17 protein-coding genes and 3 pseudogenes are annotated in these 18,147 nt (G+C 39.4%); 11 read left to right on the forward strand and 9 right to left on the reverse strand.

Going from position 1 to position 18,147, the window contains the following annotated elements; translation table 11 throughout:
• Positions 1 to 22 precede the first annotated feature (22 nt).
• Both NPUN_RS36700 and NPUN_RS36705 read left to right on the forward strand, forming a co-directional pair.
• Complete coding sequence (locus tag NPUN_RS36700; protein WP_012412890.1) at positions 23 to 850, forward strand: GTPase family protein; 828 nt, start codon at positions 23 to 25, stop codon at positions 848 to 850.
• Positions 851 to 903: 53 nt separating this feature from the next.
• Complete coding sequence (locus NPUN_RS36705) at positions 904 to 1,104, forward strand: hypothetical protein (RefSeq protein ID WP_041566756.1); 201 nt, start codon at positions 904 to 906, stop codon at positions 1,102 to 1,104.
• Positions 1,105 to 1,504: 400 nt separating this feature from the next.
• On the opposite strand, the gene NPUN_RS36710 is transcribed toward NPUN_RS36705, so the two are convergent.
• The 3 genes from NPUN_RS36710 to NPUN_RS36720 form a co-directional block, all read right to left on the reverse strand.
• Entirely contained in the window at positions 1,505 to 3,790 is a 2,286-nt protein-coding gene (locus NPUN_RS36710; protein ID WP_234711211.1) for a CHASE2 domain-containing protein, read from the reverse strand.
• A gap of 206 nt (positions 3,791 to 3,996) precedes the next feature.
• A complete protein-coding gene (locus NPUN_RS36715) occupies positions 3,997 to 5,244 on the reverse strand; it encodes a DUF1822 family protein (RefSeq protein ID WP_012412893.1) in 1,248 nt (415 codons plus the stop codon).
• Complete coding sequence (locus NPUN_RS36720; protein WP_012412894.1) at positions 5,228 to 6,418, reverse strand: sigma-70 family RNA polymerase sigma factor; 1,191 nt, start codon at positions 6,416 to 6,418, stop codon at positions 5,228 to 5,230. The genes NPUN_RS36715 and NPUN_RS36720 overlap by 17 nt, the downstream gene beginning before the upstream one ends.
• 697 nt (positions 6,419 to 7,115) lie before the next feature.
• Between NPUN_RS36720 and NPUN_RS36725 the strand changes: the two genes are divergently transcribed.
• From NPUN_RS36725 to NPUN_RS36750, 6 genes and pseudogenes are all read left to right on the forward strand, one after another.
• Complete coding sequence (locus NPUN_RS36725; RefSeq protein WP_041566757.1) at positions 7,116 to 7,391, forward strand: WD40 repeat domain-containing protein; 276 nt, start codon at positions 7,116 to 7,118, stop codon at positions 7,389 to 7,391.
• A gap of 790 nt (positions 7,392 to 8,181) precedes the next feature.
• Positions 8,182 to 8,421 (forward strand): hypothetical protein, encoded by a 240-nt coding sequence (locus NPUN_RS36730; RefSeq protein ID WP_041566758.1) that lies wholly within the window; start codon positions 8,182 to 8,184, stop codon positions 8,419 to 8,421.
• Positions 8,422 to 8,811: 390 nt separating this feature from the next.
• Positions 8,812 to 9,180 carry a hypothetical protein gene (locus NPUN_RS36735; protein ID WP_012412895.1) on the forward strand — a complete coding sequence of 123 codons (369 nt, stop codon included), beginning with the start codon at positions 8,812 to 8,814 and terminating at the stop codon, positions 9,178 to 9,180.
• Between the two features lie 327 nt (positions 9,181 to 9,507).
• Positions 9,508 to 9,696, forward strand: a pseudogene (locus tag NPUN_RS36740) (hypothetical protein); the annotation flags it as partial.
• A 348-nt stretch (positions 9,697 to 10,044) separates the two neighbouring features.
• Positions 10,045 to 10,932, forward strand: a complete 888-nt coding sequence (locus tag NPUN_RS36745) for a tyrosine-type recombinase/integrase (protein ID WP_234711216.1) — start codon at positions 10,045 to 10,047, stop codon at positions 10,930 to 10,932.
• 262 nt (positions 10,933 to 11,194) lie between these two features.
• Positions 11,195 to 11,581, forward strand: coding sequence for a hypothetical protein (locus NPUN_RS36750; RefSeq protein ID WP_012412897.1), 387 nt, complete (start codon positions 11,195 to 11,197; stop codon positions 11,579 to 11,581).
• Between the two features lie 135 nt (positions 11,582 to 11,716).
• Here the strand turns inward: NPUN_RS36750 and NPUN_RS36755 are convergent, their stop codons facing one another.
• The 3 genes from NPUN_RS36755 to NPUN_RS36765 form a co-directional block, all read right to left on the reverse strand.
• Entirely contained in the window at positions 11,717 to 12,571 is an 855-nt protein-coding gene (locus NPUN_RS36755) for a hypothetical protein (RefSeq protein ID WP_012412898.1), read from the reverse strand.
• Between the two features lie 6 nt (positions 12,572 to 12,577).
• Positions 12,578 to 12,988, reverse strand: a complete 411-nt coding sequence (locus NPUN_RS36760; RefSeq protein WP_012412899.1) for a hypothetical protein — start codon at positions 12,986 to 12,988, stop codon at positions 12,578 to 12,580.
• A gap of 155 nt (positions 12,989 to 13,143) precedes the next feature.
• Positions 13,144 to 13,491, reverse strand: a complete 348-nt coding sequence (locus NPUN_RS36765; RefSeq protein WP_012412900.1) for a hypothetical protein — start codon at positions 13,489 to 13,491, stop codon at positions 13,144 to 13,146.
• 257 nt (positions 13,492 to 13,748) lie between these two features.
• Here NPUN_RS36765 and NPUN_RS36770 point away from each other — a divergent pair, with 257 nt between their 5' ends.
• Positions 13,749 to 14,378, forward strand: a complete 630-nt coding sequence (locus NPUN_RS36770) for a ParA family protein (RefSeq protein ID WP_041566771.1) — start codon at positions 13,749 to 13,751, stop codon at positions 14,376 to 14,378.
• Positions 14,371 to 15,264 carry a hypothetical protein gene (locus NPUN_RS43975; RefSeq protein ID WP_012412902.1) on the forward strand — a complete coding sequence of 298 codons (894 nt, stop codon included), beginning with the start codon at positions 14,371 to 14,373 and terminating at the stop codon, positions 15,262 to 15,264. The genes NPUN_RS36770 and NPUN_RS43975 overlap by 8 nt, the downstream gene beginning before the upstream one ends.
• A gap of 372 nt (positions 15,265 to 15,636) precedes the next feature.
• Here NPUN_RS43975 and NPUN_RS36780 read toward each other — a convergent pair whose 3' ends face one another.
• From NPUN_RS36780 to NPUN_RS36785, 3 genes and pseudogenes are all read right to left on the reverse strand, one after another.
• Positions 15,637 to 16,290: a hypothetical protein gene (locus NPUN_RS36780; protein WP_012412903.1), complete on the reverse strand. Its 654-nt coding sequence runs from the start codon at positions 16,288 to 16,290 to the stop codon at positions 15,637 to 15,639.
• 62 nt (positions 16,291 to 16,352) lie between these two features.
• Positions 16,353 to 16,436: pseudogene (locus NPUN_RS43980) on the reverse strand (type II toxin-antitoxin system VapC family toxin); the annotation flags it as partial.
• Positions 16,437 to 16,678: 242 nt separating this feature from the next.
• Positions 16,679 to 17,692: an SGNH/GDSL hydrolase family protein gene (locus NPUN_RS36785; protein WP_167315731.1), complete on the reverse strand. Its 1,014-nt coding sequence runs from the start codon at positions 17,690 to 17,692 to the stop codon at positions 16,679 to 16,681.
• A gap of 68 nt (positions 17,693 to 17,760) precedes the next feature.
• On the opposite strand from NPUN_RS36785, the pseudogene NPUN_RS45050 reads away from it, so the two are divergent.
• Positions 17,761 to 18,106 (forward strand): annotated as a pseudogene (locus NPUN_RS45050) (hypothetical protein); the annotation flags it as partial.
• Positions 18,107 to 18,147: the final 41 nt, after the last annotated feature.

Below are 18,147 nucleotides of genomic sequence, written 5' to 3' on the forward strand. Positions count from 1 at the left end.
GTCAAATTTAGGATGGTAAATTATGGTTAAAGAAATTGAACAATTGGAAAAAGCACTCCCGATTATTCAACGAGAATTGAAAAAACGTCCTCCTACCATTGGTTTAATTGGACTTTCAGGGGTTGGCAAATCCTCAACAATTAACAGACTTTTTAAAACTAATTTGGCAACTAGTGACACAGTTGCTTGTACCAAAGAGTTTGAGCATAAGGATATTGAACTTAAGCTTACTAATAGCACAATCCAAAATTATCCAGTTCAATTAAGAGTAATTGATGCTCCAGGTTTAGGTGAAGATATTAACCTCGATCCTCAGTATCTGCAAATGTATAAAGAGAATCTTGGGAGGTGCGACGTTATAGTTTGGGTTTTGGCGGCTCGTAATAGAGCTGTAGCTCTAGACCAACAGTATTTGCAGGAACTTGAAGAATTCCACAATAAAATAGTATTTGCACTACACCAAATAGACCTTGTTGAACCCCTTAACTGGAACATTGAATATAATATTCCATCCCCCAAGCAAAAGAAGAACATTGAAGTGATACTTCAGGATAAAAAAGAGAAGCTTTCTGCTGTAATTAAAAAGGATGTAAAAATGATTGAATATTCGTCAAGAACTGGTTTTGGGCTTGAACAATTGTTTGCAGCCATAATTAATTCTTGCCCTGAAGAAAGAACCTGGATATTTAATGGACTGAAAGGCTTTTCTTACAAAGAATATACACCTAAGATTGTGCTTGATGAACTAGAGAAACGTAATAACGGGAAAGTCAGCGTTGGAAAGAGTTGGCTAGAAAATTGGCTAGAAATATTAGAGAATTTGCTAGAAATGTTAAATCCATTTAAGTGATTCTTTTACTTGCTTCGATACTGTACAACATAAGTTATTCACATCTTATTTCCATGTCTAATAAACACGATTCTGAATTTGAACGCGCCTTAAATGCTGCAAAAAATGCTAGCTATTCTGATAAGAAGGCTGCTGCTAAATCACCTAATTCATTTCTTGACTTTTTGCGTAATTTAGGTTTGCGAACTCTAGCAAATAATTTGTCAGATTGGATTAGAGATAACTGGTCAACAATTGTTGATTGGATACTATAAGCTTTTGATCTATCACTATAGCGATCCATCACCTGTGGATAAAAATGTCGTGATATATAGCGGAACTGTGCTAAAAGACAATTTTTCTATGCTAAGAAATTAGACTAATCGTCAAAGTTTTACCAGGAAAAAATTTCAGCCTAAAGTTCTGTTTTATTTTTTCAATCTACCTTAAATGGTGAATGTGAAAATCTTCCATTCTTCCGAAACTTGCTAAACCTTTTGGTAGACATGAATTTTAGCATTTGGAGTTTTTTCTTAAAGTACAATTTTCCGTTTTAGCACGTTCCTGCCATACACATTTTTTAACCGGAGTGGTAGAAAGCTAAATTAGCTTTCTACCATTTTTTTGTGTCTGGATTATATTTTGGACGAGTCTACTGGTGTTAACTTGACGTTTTTATTCACGTAAGGAATGGGTCGCAGTGGAAAATTCCCGACGACTTTGAATAAATAACACAACAACACCACTTGTAACCACACCAAAGGCAGTGGGAATAAATGGCAACCATAGCCCTTGCTGGAAAAGAGCGATCGCACAAACTCCATATAAGACAAAAACCATTGCAACTATGACCCATCCCCGATCAAAGAGCGATCGCACACACCAAACAATTAGACTTCCACCTACAGACCATGCACATATCCAAATCATATCGCCCCAGAAAGGCAACACCCAAAGAATTAGACGTTCATCTAAAACTGCACTTAAAACTTGGCTGACCATTTGCGCTTGGATCAATACCCCTGGTGTTTCCTGGTAAGGTTGCTGTGCAGCAGAGTAAGGAGTAGACCAAGTATCGCTGATGGTGTTAGCTGTCACTCCCACGATCACTACCTTATCTTTAAGTAATTTCGGGTCAAATTTATTAGTCAATATATCTTCCAGGGAAACTCTCTGATAATCAGTATCGCGGTAGTTGACAAGTAATTGCATTCCGCCTAACTCAACTCCTTGTTGATAGCCACCACTGCGCCCAGGTTTTAAGCGTTTTAAGACTTTAGAGCCAAATTGTACATAATCTTTCTGAAATTCAGGTTGAATATTTTCCGCAAATAAGTAACGCGCAGCTAATTGTAACGACAGCGAATAAGGCGTTTTACAAGTTGAAGGAGGCTCTTGTGCCATCATCAAGATTTGGCGACGGACGATCCCATCTGGATCTTGAACTCCATCCGTAAAACCTTGACGTTCTACAGGTACGTCTTTTGGAGCTTTCACACCTTGGGGGTCATATTTGCGATCGCGGCTTTTGCAGACAACAACAACATTATCTTTACCAAGTTCAGTCGGAAGTTCGATTGGATTTAATTTATTTAGAGGGTCGGCAAAGTCTCTGTAAATATCTAATCCAATAACTCGCGGTTCATACTTTTGTAATTTATTCAGCAATGTTGCTAAAGTACTATCCGAAACTGATTTCCAACCTAGAGTTTTTTCAGGTCGAGATTGAATATCTTTTTCAGTGATTTCCACAATTATCAATCTTGGCTCTGGGTCTTCCTTGGGTCGCAGCCGTAGCATTTGGTCAAAAGTTTGTAATTCGATTTTCTCAAACACTCCCAAGTATCTTAAACCCACTGTTGAAACAGCTACAATAAAAATACTAATTAGTACAGTCAAAAGTTGAGATTTTGGGTTAGCAATTTTACCTTTAGTCGCAATACCCATAAATTTAGTATCGCCAAAATTGCCTAGCAGTGCTAGCCACGTAGTCGGCACAGTTGTAGGATTTTGATAAATTACTGGTAACCAGCTAGCACAAGGAAATTCATTTTCCAATCCCTGAAGTCTTTCTCTTGCTTCTCGCACAGCCAAGTAAAATGGTTTGCTACCTGCAAAGGCGATAAGAAAGTGTTTTAAGAATTCCTGCGCTATTAAATCTGGCACTGCTTCCCGCATGACAATCGTTTGGGGAATATTTAAATCAGCTAAATTTCGTGCTAACCCAATTCCATCACAAGAATTGAAAATTACCAGTTGTAAACCACGCCTAATTGCATTTTTCAGTGCATTTTTTAACTGTGGAATAGTTAAATTTTCTGTTTGATTGATGCCAATCTCTCCTATCTCTCCATTAGCAAGACTAGTGCTATGTCCCGCAAAAAATAGGATATCCCAATCCTGTTTCCAAAGATATTCATCAAGTGTTTTACGTGATGGTTCGACAAGAAACGTAGTTTGGGCATCTGTTAAAGCTTCTAGCAAAGAGCTATCTTTATCAATATCAATACCGACTCTATTACCTAGAATCGCCAAAATTTTTACCTTACCTGCTGAAGATTTTAGTAATACATGATGAGATGCATACTCATGATTGCTTAAAGCTAATTCAGCTTTAGGATAATCTTCAAAAAAATGCCACAGATGCCAAGGCAAGCGATGTAGTAGAACTATATTCGTTTCAATAATAACTCTAATTTCATCATCCCGATTGAGTTGAGTACGCAACTGCCGCTCAATGTTCTGAAACGATTCAAATTGTAACCAAGCATTGATATTTGCTTGTAGCTGTTGACACACTTCATCGAAGTCATTGATAGAAATATTGGTTATGTCTTGGGAATGCACTTTTATACGTTGATTGCGACCCAGACTTTGATGTACTGCTGTATAGAGTAACTGCCATCTACGGTAGAGTTCGCTTAATTCTGGTGCTGCTGGCAAACTCCCTGTTAATTTCATGGGGAAAAATTGATTATGATGCCAAAGTTGAGCTGTGACAACAAGAAATCCTTTATTTAGATCTCCTCCCAGAAAACTGAAGACGACTAGCTTACTCATAAGTTAAGTAGACTTTGACATTCGTGATTAACTAATGACTAATAAATATCAATTCGACTAGGTTGTGCGTAACTATTAGAAAACCTGTTCAATCTGGCTCTTAATAACTAAATCACGAAATTTTCTGTTATTTGGCAACTATCAAGAGTCACTTGGATGCTAAAACGTTCCCCCACTTCCCCATCAAATAGTTTCAATTGCACGTACATATCTTGAACTCTTGCTTGTACTTCTTGAAGTATTTCCCCTTGCTCTGAAAGTAAAACTAGCTTGATATTAGCGGGTAGGTAAGGTTGATTACAAGCTGGATGTAGTTGCACACGAATACTAACTTGTTGGTTAACCTCTGGCATTAAGGCAACTAATAAGATAACTTTCTGTGCCTCTATTTGCATTCCCAAGTCAATCAATTTGGCGCGTTTGATAGCGGCAGCATTTAACCCAGAAGAACTACGAAAATTAAAAGCTAGGCTACTGGTATTTGGCTCAAAAAAAGTCTCTATAGCTTGCCAAGAAGCATCGTAAATCTGAAGAAGCCAACGACTGAGATTCACTTGCACTTGGGAAAATTGCGTAGGCACAGCCCGTCGTAGACATCGCTGATGCTGTTCATATAAGCATTGCCGCCATTGTTCATTATCCAGTAGTGCTGCCCAGGTTGTAAAAGGTACTGCTAGCCTCACAAATGTGACTGAAGAATCGCTTAACAGTTGCTGCATATTTTCTGCTTGAGCAGTCGATAATTCTGGTAGTGGAGCGATCGCAGCTTTCATCTCCTCTTTTATACAAAATTGGTAGGTTATCCAAAAAGCATTAAGGTCTTTAATTAAGTACCGTGCATCTATACAATAAGTTCTATCTACTTGGTCATAGTGTGCCAGTGATTTAAGTTCCTGATGGGTTATATAACCCCAAATTCTTACCCACTCGCCATCTGGTGTGACTTGTACTGCTAAATAATAGTCTGCTACCCAACTGGGAATGTCTACCCATTCTTGAGGGACTTCTAACTCGCTATCATCAATTGCCTCGCTGGGAATTAAAACAACTCGCTTTTCCTCTAACAGAATTGCTGTGCCATTGACAAATTCCCAAAAAGCAGGGATACCGGGTGAACTGTACCAAACACTTGCTTTTGAAACAGATTCAGTTTTTATCCAATTCAAAAACGCATAGAGGCAAATTTGATTTGTGTAAGCACACCAGCGACTGCTAGGTGTAGCGTAAACTTGACTTTCTTGCCAAGCACTTTTCTGTAGTGATGGTGATATCTCTAACAATATTTCTTGCGGTTCTGTAAAATCTAAAGTCATTTTTGCTACCTCATCTTTCATGATATCAACTTGATTCGCCATACTTAACTCTCAACCATTCTTCCAAAGCAGTACTCATATCTTTAACTTGGTTGGAATTTACAGAAATATTAAAGGTCTCTTGAGTCCATTGGATCAATGCTGTCAGCAAGGATTCTCTAGCTTTGAATAGCCTGCGAGAAACAGTAGGCTGACTCATTTGTAGGTGTTGTACAATCTGTGGCTGAGTTAGCCCCTGTTGGTAGTAAAGTTTAAGTATTTCCTTGGTTTTAGTCTCAAAAGTTTGTAAAGTTTTTAACAAGATAGCTTGAATCTGAGATTGTTGATTTTGTTGGTGTTGGGCATCCTCTTCGGCTATCATCTCAGCGATTAATGAATCAGAGGATGGATCTGGCAAATCAAGAGTTGCTATGGAGTCATCTTCTGATATAGCTAAATTTAGAGAACTAACAGGTGGATAAAGATAAGCACGCACGTAAATAGCTGCTTGAGTTAACCACTGTTCAATTTTCTCTCTCGTGCATTGTGGAGTAGGTTGAGTTAATTGATTTTGTCGTTCGCGGTTGTAGAGGTTGGCAATAGCTTCCCAAATTTGGCGTTCTGGTTCTGGTAGTGCCTTTATGCCTCCTGGTTGGTTTTGCACATACAGTTCTTTGAAACAATTCCAGGCAAGCCGATATTGGGCAATGATAGCAGGTGATAATCCAGCTTTATCCAGAGCTTCTAAGAACTGCTTTTTGCTTACTTTGCGTAACAATCCCCAATTTGTGCAAATATCAGCTTCCTTACGTTGGCGTAAAATATCTTTTAGCCGACTGGGAAGTGCCATAGTAGCATAAGCTTTTAAACTAGAACATTTTTCTGGATTAAAGCTTTTGAGAACCGTTTCAATTTCAGCACTCGCCATTTGAAAGTAATCTGCCAAGCTGTATTGGCTATTGGTAAATTTAGCAATTGTTTTTTTAGCACTCCAGTAACTTGGTTCTTGTAAATAAGCAGACAAATGCATTCTGGCAAGGTGATTAGATTGCTTTCGCCAATGCTTGTGCCAATATAGTGCCCAAAAGTTTTCTGAGTTAGGGACTAACGGTGAATACTCCAAGCAATTTTGAATGCTTCGATGTAGTTTGATATCAATCAACCATTTGCTGAATCTGTCTCTTTCCAAATGAACAAAGGTTGAGAACATCTCGGTAATTTCTTGACGAGGACGCATAAGCAATACAAAAGACCCTTATCTTTTATCCGACATAACCTACGATAAACACCTTTTCTCCCTTAACACTACTACAATTTTTGTATAAAATTATACTGTATAATTTCAGGGGTGAAACTTGTGCAGACTCAATGAAATGCACAAAATATAAAACGATAGAATCAGGGGTTGGCAACTTCTCGGGGAATAGCGAAGAGTTCTTTAATCCCAGATAAAATCTGGGACTACGTTATCTGTTGGATTCCCTTTCATGCTCAATCCAATTGTATTACTCTATTACATTCGACTAAACTTTCCAGCGTTCGCTGGAAAGTTTAGTATGCGCTCCGCCAGTGACGACGGATTTGGATGTAAGGCAAGTTCAAAAACGACAAATACCAACCGTTCCACATCGGGATAGAGATATCTGACCTGACTTTTCCCGTTAAGTCTTGAAAGGCTTACTGGCAAAAGATTTAAGAAACAGCACAGCAAATACGGTACAGTAATTGAAATCAGGTGCTAAAGGTGACAAGCAATGCTGGACTGGTGGGAGAAAAATTTTGCAACCTTAGAACTGGGCGATTACCTACGGTAGGCTTCTCTACGAGACGCTCCGCGAACGCCAACGCCGATTAAATGAGCGTGCAATGTCGATAGGCTATGCTCTCAGTCTTGGATAAGGCATTGCACTGTCGGAGATGATGGTAGTGTCCGCTTGTGGGATTTGCAAGGTCAGCAGTTATCTAAATTCACTGCCCATCAAGGTTCGGTTAGGAGTCTCAGTTTAAGCCCAAATGGTCAACAACTGGCTACTGCTGGAGAAGATCGTACTATGCGTTTATGGAATTTACAGGGTGAGCGGTTGGCAGAATTTTCAGCAAATTCTCGGAACGTTATTTTTGGTCCAGATGGTCAACGATTAGCTACCGTAGGAGTTGATGGTAATGCTAAGTTAAGTTATGGCAAATTGAAACGTTTGAGGAATTGTTGAAGCAGGGTTGCGGTTGGGCGCGTGATTATCTGAAAAATAATTCTAATGTTAATGAGAGCGATCGCACTTTGTGTAATGATATCGGCACTCAAAAGTGAACTATTCGCGCTACCGAAGGCTGCTTTCAACTTCGCACAGTCAAACACAACTGTTCAAGAAATCATATTATGTCCGGTTAAACACTTGTCATTGCGAACGAAGTGAAGCAATCCCATAGACTTTGTGATTGCTTCACTTCGTTCCACTGCGTTGCACTCGCAATGACATAATTTGCCGGACATGATATCAAAACCCTTGCAGGGCATACTAACAAGGTTTGGGCGCGAGTTTCTCACCCAATGGTAAAACAGTGGCTTCTGCATCCGGCGATGGGACAGTAATTTTGGGGAATTTTGATTTAGATAATTTATTAATTAATATGTGTGATTTAATACTAAAAATTCCAGTAAAAATTCTGAAGTTAATGTGAAAGATCGGAAATTGTGCAATCTAATTGGGAATAAGCGTTCACCGATTTTTTGCACTAGTCAGCGACTCTCACCAAGGGTTATAAATGTAGCTCTTATTTTCCTTGAGAATTTATATAAACTATTCCAACTAAGTGAATAGGTTGATTGAACCTGAACCTATTTAAAAGTGGAAGCAGAGAAAACAATTACCTTAAGGTGTTCTTTCTGCATTACATCGCACTTTACAAATAACTGCTGTTGTTGCAGGTATCTCGGCAAATACCCAAAGTCAACCTATTAATTATTGACACTCTCACAAAATTACAAGAGGAATAACTTAAATGTTGAATCAACGTGTTTTGGCTGGTCTATTGGCTGTTTCAACCGTAATGACTACTCTTGCTGTTAATGCTTCTCCTTCTTCTGCTGCTATTAGAATCGATGTTTCTCCATCTTATACGGCTACCAAATTTACTAAGAAGATGACACTAGCTAAACGCCCTCCTAATATTTTGGAATGGAACCGAAAATACCGCAAGTTTTGTGCAACAGTTACAAAAGCTCCAATTTGTAAGAGATAATAACCTTTAAGTAAATTAAAAAACACCTACCTAAAAAGTGTACTGCAATTATTAAAACCAATACTTACAGTACACTTTTATTAACTGTAGCCGTATGCGCGTAAGCAGGTATGTTCAATCTGTTGATTGCCAGTCATGGAATAAGTTATCAGGCTTATTTGATAAAAGCTTAGTAAATTGCTGAAAAGGGATAAATATTTCTAATATTCTGAAAAAAGATTTTTCAGAAATTAGCTTTTTGCTTTATATAGATAGGACTTACGCACAACATAACGAAAGTAGCAGTAATTCATGAATTACCGCTACCGAATAATCAACTTTTCAGTCATATTTTGCGTAAGTCCTAGTAGAAATGTTTAGTTGTTAGACATTAGAATAGGAAAAATTTAAATGTTAGACACATTTGGTGCGTTTGAACAAGGTTTTATCTTATCTCAAAAAGCACTTGATTATTTAATGGAATGGAATACTGAAGCTGAAATTGCTTCTAGTATTTCTCAGACAGCCCAACAAGTTGTTGAAATATTGGTTAATGTTCCTGGTATGACAATGGCTCATAGTAGAGATTTTCAAAGATCAATGCCCCATTTTACGCTAAAAGATAAAACTGTGGTTAAAATTTACATAAATCCAGCACAAGTAAAACATATATTTTTAGCAGACTGCAACCATAAAATGGTCTTTGGAGGTTACGTAGGTTGGATTCACACAAAAGAACTAAATAAAGCTATAGATAATATAAAGAAAAATTTTAACTAATTACTAATTCGTAATAATCAAAGGGTGATAGTGATGATAGTTAAAAATCACGATCTAAATAATTGAGAAAAACCCTACTAAAAATGAAGAGATTTTTTTAGACCATCTATTAAAATCGCTAAATCAATCTCGATTCACAAAAATTGCTCTCAGGGGCAGCACCATCGCTACGTATGTTGCCGACAGGCAGTTGATTATGGTGGCGATAAGTGCCAGCAACTAGCAGGAGCCGCACTTGATAAGTTTGTGAGCCAGCAGGTTTTACAAGCGCTTGAGCCTGCGGCTTTAGAACTATCTTTGGAGACAGCATCCCATCTCGAACAAGAAGTTAGTTGGGCTGTCGAAGCGTTGGCGAAGCCCGCCGTAGGCATCGCTCGTCTTGGCGGCTACCTAGAACATCGAAGCAAAACACCAATTGGTATCCAGGTACTGTGGCGAGGTTGGTTAAAATTACACGACCTCTGTGTTCGCGTAGCGTCTCGTAGAGAAGGTTGGCAGCTTGCAAAAGAGACTTAACGGGAAAAGTCAGATATCTGACCTCTACTAGCTCACCTCTTACCAGGGATCACAAAATTTACTCAATGTTATGAGTTTTTACATAGCAGTTAAAGTATTTGAGAATATCCGAAATGCCCAGTAAAGATTGATAACTGAGTTTAAGCTGTTAAAGCTTTTTTGGGACAGTTAGATCGAGTTTGGGGCAACGAGGTAAAAAAACTAGGCGAGAGGTGACAAATTGGGGTATAAGGTTACGTAAAGAACTATTATCGTCACCTAGTTTTTATGTCCGGTCGCATCCTGAAAGTCAATAATAATACTTTGCCTTCCGTGCTGGATTGGTGGACTCAGCCGGATGTGTTGGCGATGTTGTTGTCGGAGAAGCGTAGTGAGTCCACGCGGAAAGCTTATGATCGGGACATTAAAGATTTTTTTACCAAGATGTTTGCGGTGGAATCGACGGCGGAATGGGTGGTGCGATTTTTGGCACTGCCGGGGGCGCAAGCACTCTTGTGGGTGGTCAAGTACAAAGCCAAGATGATTGAGCAGAGGTTATCGGAGGCCACGGTTAACCGGCGGTTGTCAGCTCTACGGGCGCTGGTGCATAAGGGTAGAGTGTTGGGGGTTTGTGGTTACACCTTGGAGGATATTAAGGGTGAGACTGTCATTAAATACCGAGATACCAGTGGTGTTACTCCCCAGGAATTTAAGCAGATACTTTTGACTTGCGATCCAACAACGGCGAAGGGGGTCAGGGATTATGCTTTGCTGCGCTTGCTTTGGGATAATGCGCTACGACGGGGGGAGATTGCGAAGTTAAAGATGGGGGATTTTGACCGTCAAAATAGCAAACTGCTGATTTTGGGTAAGGGAAGGGGTAGTCAACGGGAGACGATTGATTTAACTCCTAAGACTAGGGATGCAATTTGTTATTGGTTGGCGTTTCGGGGGTTGGCATCAACTAAGGATGCGTTGTTTGTGGCGTTGGATCTGAATACGCCGGGGCATCCTTTGACGGATACGGGGATTGCCAAGATGGTAAGAACACGGGCGAAAAAGGCGAATATTAGTAAGCCGTTAAGTCCGCACCGCATTCGGCACAGTTCGATTACGGCGGCGTTGGATGCGGGGCAGAGTGTGCGGGAGGTGCAGAAACTCAGTCGGCACACCAAGTTGGAGACGTTAATGATTTATGACGATAATCGACAGCAGCACCAGTTGAAGGTGAGTAGCGTGCTGGCGGATTTGGTTTGATGGTGTCTAGTTGCCAATCGGAACTAAGAGGAGTGCCAGTTTTTTGCGTACAACAAATATGAAATACAGGTTTTTAGATATTCAGTGCTGGTGGCTGGTAGATAGCAACTTTGCCCCATACCCTTGTATTGCCTGAACTAGCTGTAAAATCGACATAAGCATCCAATGTTAGAATAACTGACCTTACTCCAATTGGTAGTATAGTTCTTACTTTAACCGCCAATATATAAGTTTAATAAAGTAGAATTTGGAGAATGGCGAAATGATTATCAACCGACCCCAATGGCAACTATCACTAATAGAATCAGACAACAGAATCAGTGCGGAGTTAGTGGTGTTTGATGAGCAAATATTCTCCAACATTTTGGCAGCAATCCAACGTGATTGGCAGCAGGTGGTTCAGGACTTCTACACTGCTGAAAGAAGAAATTTCAACACCATTACTCCACTTGGTGATTTAGAGACAATTGAAATTGTTCAGCCGCTAACAATCAAAGTCAAAGATGATTATATTATGGGCAGGAATCAGGTAAGTTGTTTGCTGTGGGCGATGAGAGATTTACTTGAACCTAGAGAGTCTGTTGAACTACGTAAAATTTGCAACTCTCGCAAAAAACCTGACAGTAATATTTTTCAATTGCACGGTTGAGCTTAATCTAACTCGGCAAGCAGTTCATCGCCAATTAAAAGACTGAGAAGCAAACAATAATCATCTAAGAAATGTCTAAAAAGCTCTGTTCACAGACATTTTATTCACGATTATACATTGCTGTTTGACACAAATTCATATATTAGTAACTATCTGATTTTCTGACGGATGTTTGTAATGAGGCTGATTAATCGAGGGACATAAATAGTCAAAAGAATTATCAGTATGTTCAAGTTGCATATTCCGGGGTGCATTTAAAGCAATGACTGCATCGCCAATCTTTTCACAACGCTTGCAGTCACAGGCTGCTGCTCCTTGAGCCAATATCTCTTTTAGGTTACTGGCAATATTGATAAATCCCCTAGTTTTTGAATTTTTGGGTAGTTGGGAGGCAATTTGAACTAATTGCTCAATTTCTGAAGGGTATTGCACTAACAGAAACTGGTCAATTTGACATTTGCTACGACAAGTCTTTACATCTCCAAATTCATCAGCAAACTGCTTTAATCCTGTTGCTGCATTTTGCAAATCAAGGTTAAGCGCTCCTTGGGCGCGGGCGCAGGCGGTAGGATCTGTGTTGGTATTGTTAAACTTTTTTCTGAGTAGAAGTTCAAAACGTTTGATATAAATTCCTAAAATAGCAAGGGCTTTTTCTTTATCTTGGGGACTGCTAAAGTTAAGTTGATGCGTGCTAAAAAGTTGGGGTATAAGTTGTAAAATAGCTTTGAGTTCGCTAGTCTTAAATCTATTACTCCACAGAGTAATAGCATCTCCAATATTGTTGATAGTTTCTAGACGCAGGACAAAGTAGAAGGAAATAAGATTAATCAGATAACTTCGCTTCATCTCCATCTGAACATAGTTAGAGATATAAAGCGGTTGGTCAGTAAATTGAGATTCAAAATACTGCTTATAGACTTGTGTACCTAGTAGCAGAGAACGTAGAACCGAGGTGTCTAAAAAGTGTTGAGGAACAGAATTATCATCCATCCTGGGTTATTCCTCGTCTTCATCTGTCTCTAAATCATCGTCAATTTTTACCCCGAATGGTAGGGTATCAAAACCTAAGTTTTCTAAAGTTAAAATGGCTGACTCGACTGAGGAATTGTTGATGGTTTCTTGATTCACTAGGGATGTAAGTAATTCACAAACTCCCTTGTATTGATTGGCATTGTAATCAATCCATCTGTTTTCAAAGAAGAGTGCATCATGCAGCGCCATTACCACTTCTGTATAGGGGTCGAAAGGTAATTTATCGCGCAACTTCCGCATGGTACGCAGTAGATTGTCTGCATAGACAGCTGCTATTGGTTCTCCAGTGTATTGTTGGAGTTTTTGTAAATCTACTAAGAGAGTTTTGGTAATTTCTACTCCTGAAACTTCTAAGACGGTCTGTTCAATATTCATTGTTTTTATTTGACAATAAGTTCAGTTTATTCGGAGCTAATTGACATTTTATGGGGTAGACTTATGGGATGAACCCGCAGTTCAGATCCGCTCTGTACCAACCCTAGCGGCAATACCTAAGTCTACAGGTTATTCTATTTTCTAGTCTATTAATTTTATTCCTCAAGATACTCTACCATCGCCGTCAGGTCTGCCATAGCCCGATCAAATCGATTTAACAAAGCTTGGGCTACTTCTGGATCAGCGTTGACGGTTGCTAGTTTTTCCCGTACACGACGGTCAAGGGCTTCTAGCCACAATGACAAGCCTGTATGCCGAATTGCTGATAATAACCCCATGTTGGTGAGGACAGCCAAATGAAAACCAAGTTGGTCTTGTCCGCCATAGCCTAGATATCCGTTACTCAGTTCCAGCTTTTCTGGGGTAAATTCTAAATACTGTTCAAAGGTAATACCAGCTTTTTCTAGCTGGGGTTGGGGCAATGAAGGGTGAGATTGAGTCATAACACAATTCTTTTAAGTAATATTTGTGTGGAATTCGAGGGAATGCTCCTGCTCAATGAGTTTTTCCTAGTAGTAGGACAACACTACCCACGATGGTTAATCATACTCTTTGTTCCTGGCATGGCCTGTGTCAACTCTATGGCGTACTATTGACATACAAACTCTGTAAGTTAGTATCTTTGTTACTTACAAACTTACAGAGTTACGAACAAACAGAGTTACGAACAAACAGAGTTACAAAGTTACGGAGTCAGGATGTGCATATTATTGCTGTTGTGAACGGAAAGGGAGGGTCAGCTAAGACGACAACTAGCGTCAATTTAGCAGCCATCCTTGCTGAGAAATCAAAAGTATTGTTGGTAGATGCAGATCCTCAAGGTTCTGCTACTTGGTGGGCAGAGCGCAATGAGCGAGATTTTGAATTATCTAAGGAAACAGATACGAATGAGTTGTTAAAACTTAAAAAAGTAAAAGGGTTTGATTTTATTATTGTGGACACTCCTCCGGCACTCCACTTTGAGGCACTGCAAATTACTATCGATGCAGCTGATTTTGTTTTGCTGCCATCTCCCCCAGCCCCAATGGATCTTCAGGCACTGATTGAAACTGTACAGGCATCGATCATGCCAGCAAATGTTAAGTTTCGAGTTTTATTAACTCGTGTTGATCCTCGTAGTTTGGGTAAGGCACTTGATGCTCAACAAGCACTCATGCAAGGAGGTATTCCTGCATTTAACGGTTTTGTCAGGGCTTATGCTGTTCATGAACAAGCTGTTCTTGATGGCATACCAATTACTCAAGTTCGCGGAAAAATAGCTCGTGAAGCTGAAGGGGATTATCGGCGTGTTGCTGATGAGCTTTTGAGAGAGGTAAATACTCATGGCTAAAGCACGTCGTCGTTTATCTGATCTTGTCCACGAAGAAACGCAAAAAATCAGAGAACCAAACTTACAGACTTCGGAAGTTACAAAGTCCGAAAGTTTATTAGAAAATCCAAGTGAAGCAGAAGACAAAGTTACAGACTTACAGACTTTGGAAGCTACAAACTCTGTAATATTATCCGAATCCGAACCTTTAAGCAAAGCAGACTCAACAGAACAACAGACTGCCAAGGTTACAGACTTACAGACTTCGGAAGCTACAAACTCTGTAACGTTATCCGAATGCGAACCTTTAAGTAAAGCAGACTCAACAGAACAACAGACTACCAAAGTTACAGACTTACAGACTTCGGAAGCTACAAACTCTGAAGGTTTACTGGAAACTCCGAGACAAGTAGAAGACAAAGTTACAGAACAACAGACTGCCAAAGTTACAGAGTTACAGACTTCTGGACTTACAAAGCCTGTAACTCTACCAGAATCTTCAAGTGAAGTAGAAAAAAGAGTTACAGAGCAACAGGCTTCCAATGTTACAGACTTACAGACTAATAAATATTCAGAGTCTGTTTCTTCTATGCAAATTGCTATTGAGCGGGAGGGTGAAGAAGTAAACAAAACTACAAAGTTACAAAGCTTGAAAGATACAGACTTACAGAGTACCGAACTTCCGAAGTATTTAAAATTGGAGCGTAAGGAAACACGATTGAGACAGGATCAGATTGACGCACTTACCGATCTCACCCGGAAATTAAATAGAACGAAACAAGTTAAAGGTGGTGAGAGACTTACAGATAATACTTTGATCCGTGTTGCAGTAGATTTACTGCTGAATAAAGCTTCGGAGCTTCAAGGTACTACAGAAGATGAGTTACGAAGCTCCTTAAATCTGTAAGTTCGAGAGTTTGGAAGTTTGTAACTTACAGAGTTTGTTATTAATTTATCTTGCCTGATGTGTGATCATCGCTGTCGATTCTCACTCCATTTGATGAGTTTGATTTCGACAAATAAAAAGTTAATCAACAATTTCCATGACATCTATATATCCCTGTTTTGTCAATCTAGGTGAAACCAATCTCTGAAAGCTTTTCGGAGCTTTACTTTTCAGCTTTTGGCTATACTTTTTAGTTTCTGCTAGAAAATAAAGGCTCAAAACTTGATTAAATCAAAGTTTCAGAGTTTCGCTTCGATTATTATTTTCCGAAAGTGATAAAACAGGGATATATACATGGCTAGTGTCGGTTGTTGCCATTGCCTACGGTGGGCTTCACTTGATCGGATAATATAATCCATCGTCACCAAAACGCCAACCACGAGAAGCGGGGTCTCTATGGCGGCTCCATGACTCAAATTCGGATGGACTTTTGCTTTCTCTCTCTCTGGAAAGGCTTAATTCATCAACACCCAATCTTCGAGCTAGATTTTCCCCAGTTAAAGACTGAATTTCTACTGATATACCATGAAACTGATGAGATGATGAAAATTGCCTTCTGCCTGTATTTCCCTGGTGTCGAAGCTGCCCTAGTGCATTGTTAAGTTGGGCAACGTTCTTGGCGACGGTTTCTAACTTTTCTTCCAAGTTACTTAGCTGTTGTGCTTGTTGTTCCGTGGATGTTGATTCTATACTTTGGGTGAGATGCCCCAAAACAGTTTCTATTTGCTGTAAGCGGTTCTCTATACTGCTTTCTATACTCGAAGTATTATTTACCTGATTTGCTTCCAGTGCTGAGAGTCGGCTAACTATCTGGTGTAGAACATTTTCTATACGATTGTCAGCAACTTCTGCCTGTCCAAGGATATGATGCAGACCCTGCACTACCAACTCCGTAGCTGACACTTGGCGTTTTTTTGCTTCGGCTCTGAGTAATTCAACTAAAGACTTGGGAAGTTTAAAATTTACTGATTCCCGTTCTATAGCCATTAAAATACCCATACTTGAGCAATACCTGTCCTTAGTTAGCTTACAGTGTACTGAAAAACAACTCAAACTATTTCTTCCCAATCCTCAACTTGTAAGCCATTCACCCGATTGAACTCAGATGTGTTGTGAGTGACCAGTATTAAATTCAGTAGACCGAACTGAGCGGAAGAATAAGGGTTTTAGCCTTCCTTGATAAGAGCCTTCAGCTTCTGTTTTCGGCAATATTTTATAAGTTGGATAGATAAGCGGGAAGCGTTCACTAGGCTGAAAGCCTTACTCAGCATACTTTTCTCTCATATGGACAAAGGCGAACGTGCTGAATTTGTTACAAAAACTTTACATGGTGATAAATTTTGCGTGTATCTTGTCTTTACCCCAAGAACAAGCCTCAACTGCTAAGTTGGCTCATTTTCGCCTTCCGAGAGGTATACTTAACACGGGTAACAAAAATTGCGCTTACAGCACCGAGTGCTAACAAACCTAACCCAGTAGAAGGTTCATGGACGGGCACAAGTTGCTGGTAAGCTGCGTCTGCCACTATCTTATGGAAAGCTGTTGTCGGTTCGAGCGAATACCAGAACAAATACTGGTTTTGAATATTAGGCTGAGTACCGCACAAAGTGATTTTGCTTGGATCTAATTGATCTAGACAAGAATCTTGCACATTTGTAAAACCATATTTCGCTGGATTGGAGAGAATTGCATTAAATAAAGAATTAACATCAAAAAGTTGAATTTTGACCCCATTATCTAGACTTTGATTTTGAATATTAATCAATTTAGCCAAATCGGCGTTATGTTCAGAAGTCAGAGTATTGAGCGGTGTGGCTAGAGGTGTGTCCTGTATATAAGGGTTTTTTCCCAAATCTGGTAAGTTAGGCACAAAAATGTTTTGAGCGCCGACTTTAACTAGCGAATTAATTGCTTGCGATAAATTACTAATTGTTTGGGTAGGTGTCTGATAAGGCTGAAAACTGTTTGTAACAGGAATGTAATCAGCAGCACCAGCCCACACTATATAAAGAGCATTCGGATCGGCAGTAGGATTAGTTGTTGTAAAGGCGTTTATCTCCTGCTGCAATCCCAATGCTAGTAAAGGGTCAGAAGTAAGATTGGCAAAAAGATTAGCGGTTCCCGTTGTAGCGTTTATATAGGCATAGTTAATGCCTTGGCTAGAGCTAGCACCCCCAAGAACAGCAGTGTAAGGAGTGGGGTTTAATCCTAGATATTGTGAGAGATAATCTATCCAGATTGGGCCATTAGAAGCACGTCCTTGATAGAAAGGTGGGGAAGAAGGTGAGGTTTGTCCCGTAGCATTGAAGAAGTTGCCAGTATCGGAGAGATCGTCGCCAAAGACAAAAATTTTATCGAATATAGCTGCCGAAACTTTGATCGGAAACATGCTAGATACAAGTAAAATTCCTACTGCTAGAATTGATTTTTTCATTTGGCAAAAGAATGGCATATTTTTCCTTAATTGAGCCTTTAACATTAAAAATTGAGCTATTGCTTTTAGATAAATAATTCTTTTGTGTGCCTGTAATTACATGATTGCAAGCTTTGGATGTTCCATTTGAAATGCCAGCTATCATTCGAGGTAAACATGGAGGTACTAGACAATTAATTAGAGGGAGGTATAGTTATCCACTAGCTACAATTTAAACCTATTCGGTTTCTGTTTGTGGCTTGATACTTTTTAAGTATTAACGTCTGGATTTATTTAGTATGCCACTATCTCAGTCTTTTAAGAATAAGTTCTATAAAAGTTTTTTATTATCTATTTACTCTTAAACAAAGAAGAGAGTTTTTACGTTAAGCAGTAGACCGTAACTATGGGGTTGCTTGTGAAATTTGTTT

The sequence above is a fragment of the Nostoc punctiforme PCC 73102 genome (assembly GCF_000020025.1).
Classification (GTDB): domain Bacteria; phylum Cyanobacteriota; class Cyanobacteriia; order Cyanobacteriales; family Nostocaceae; genus Nostoc; species Nostoc punctiforme.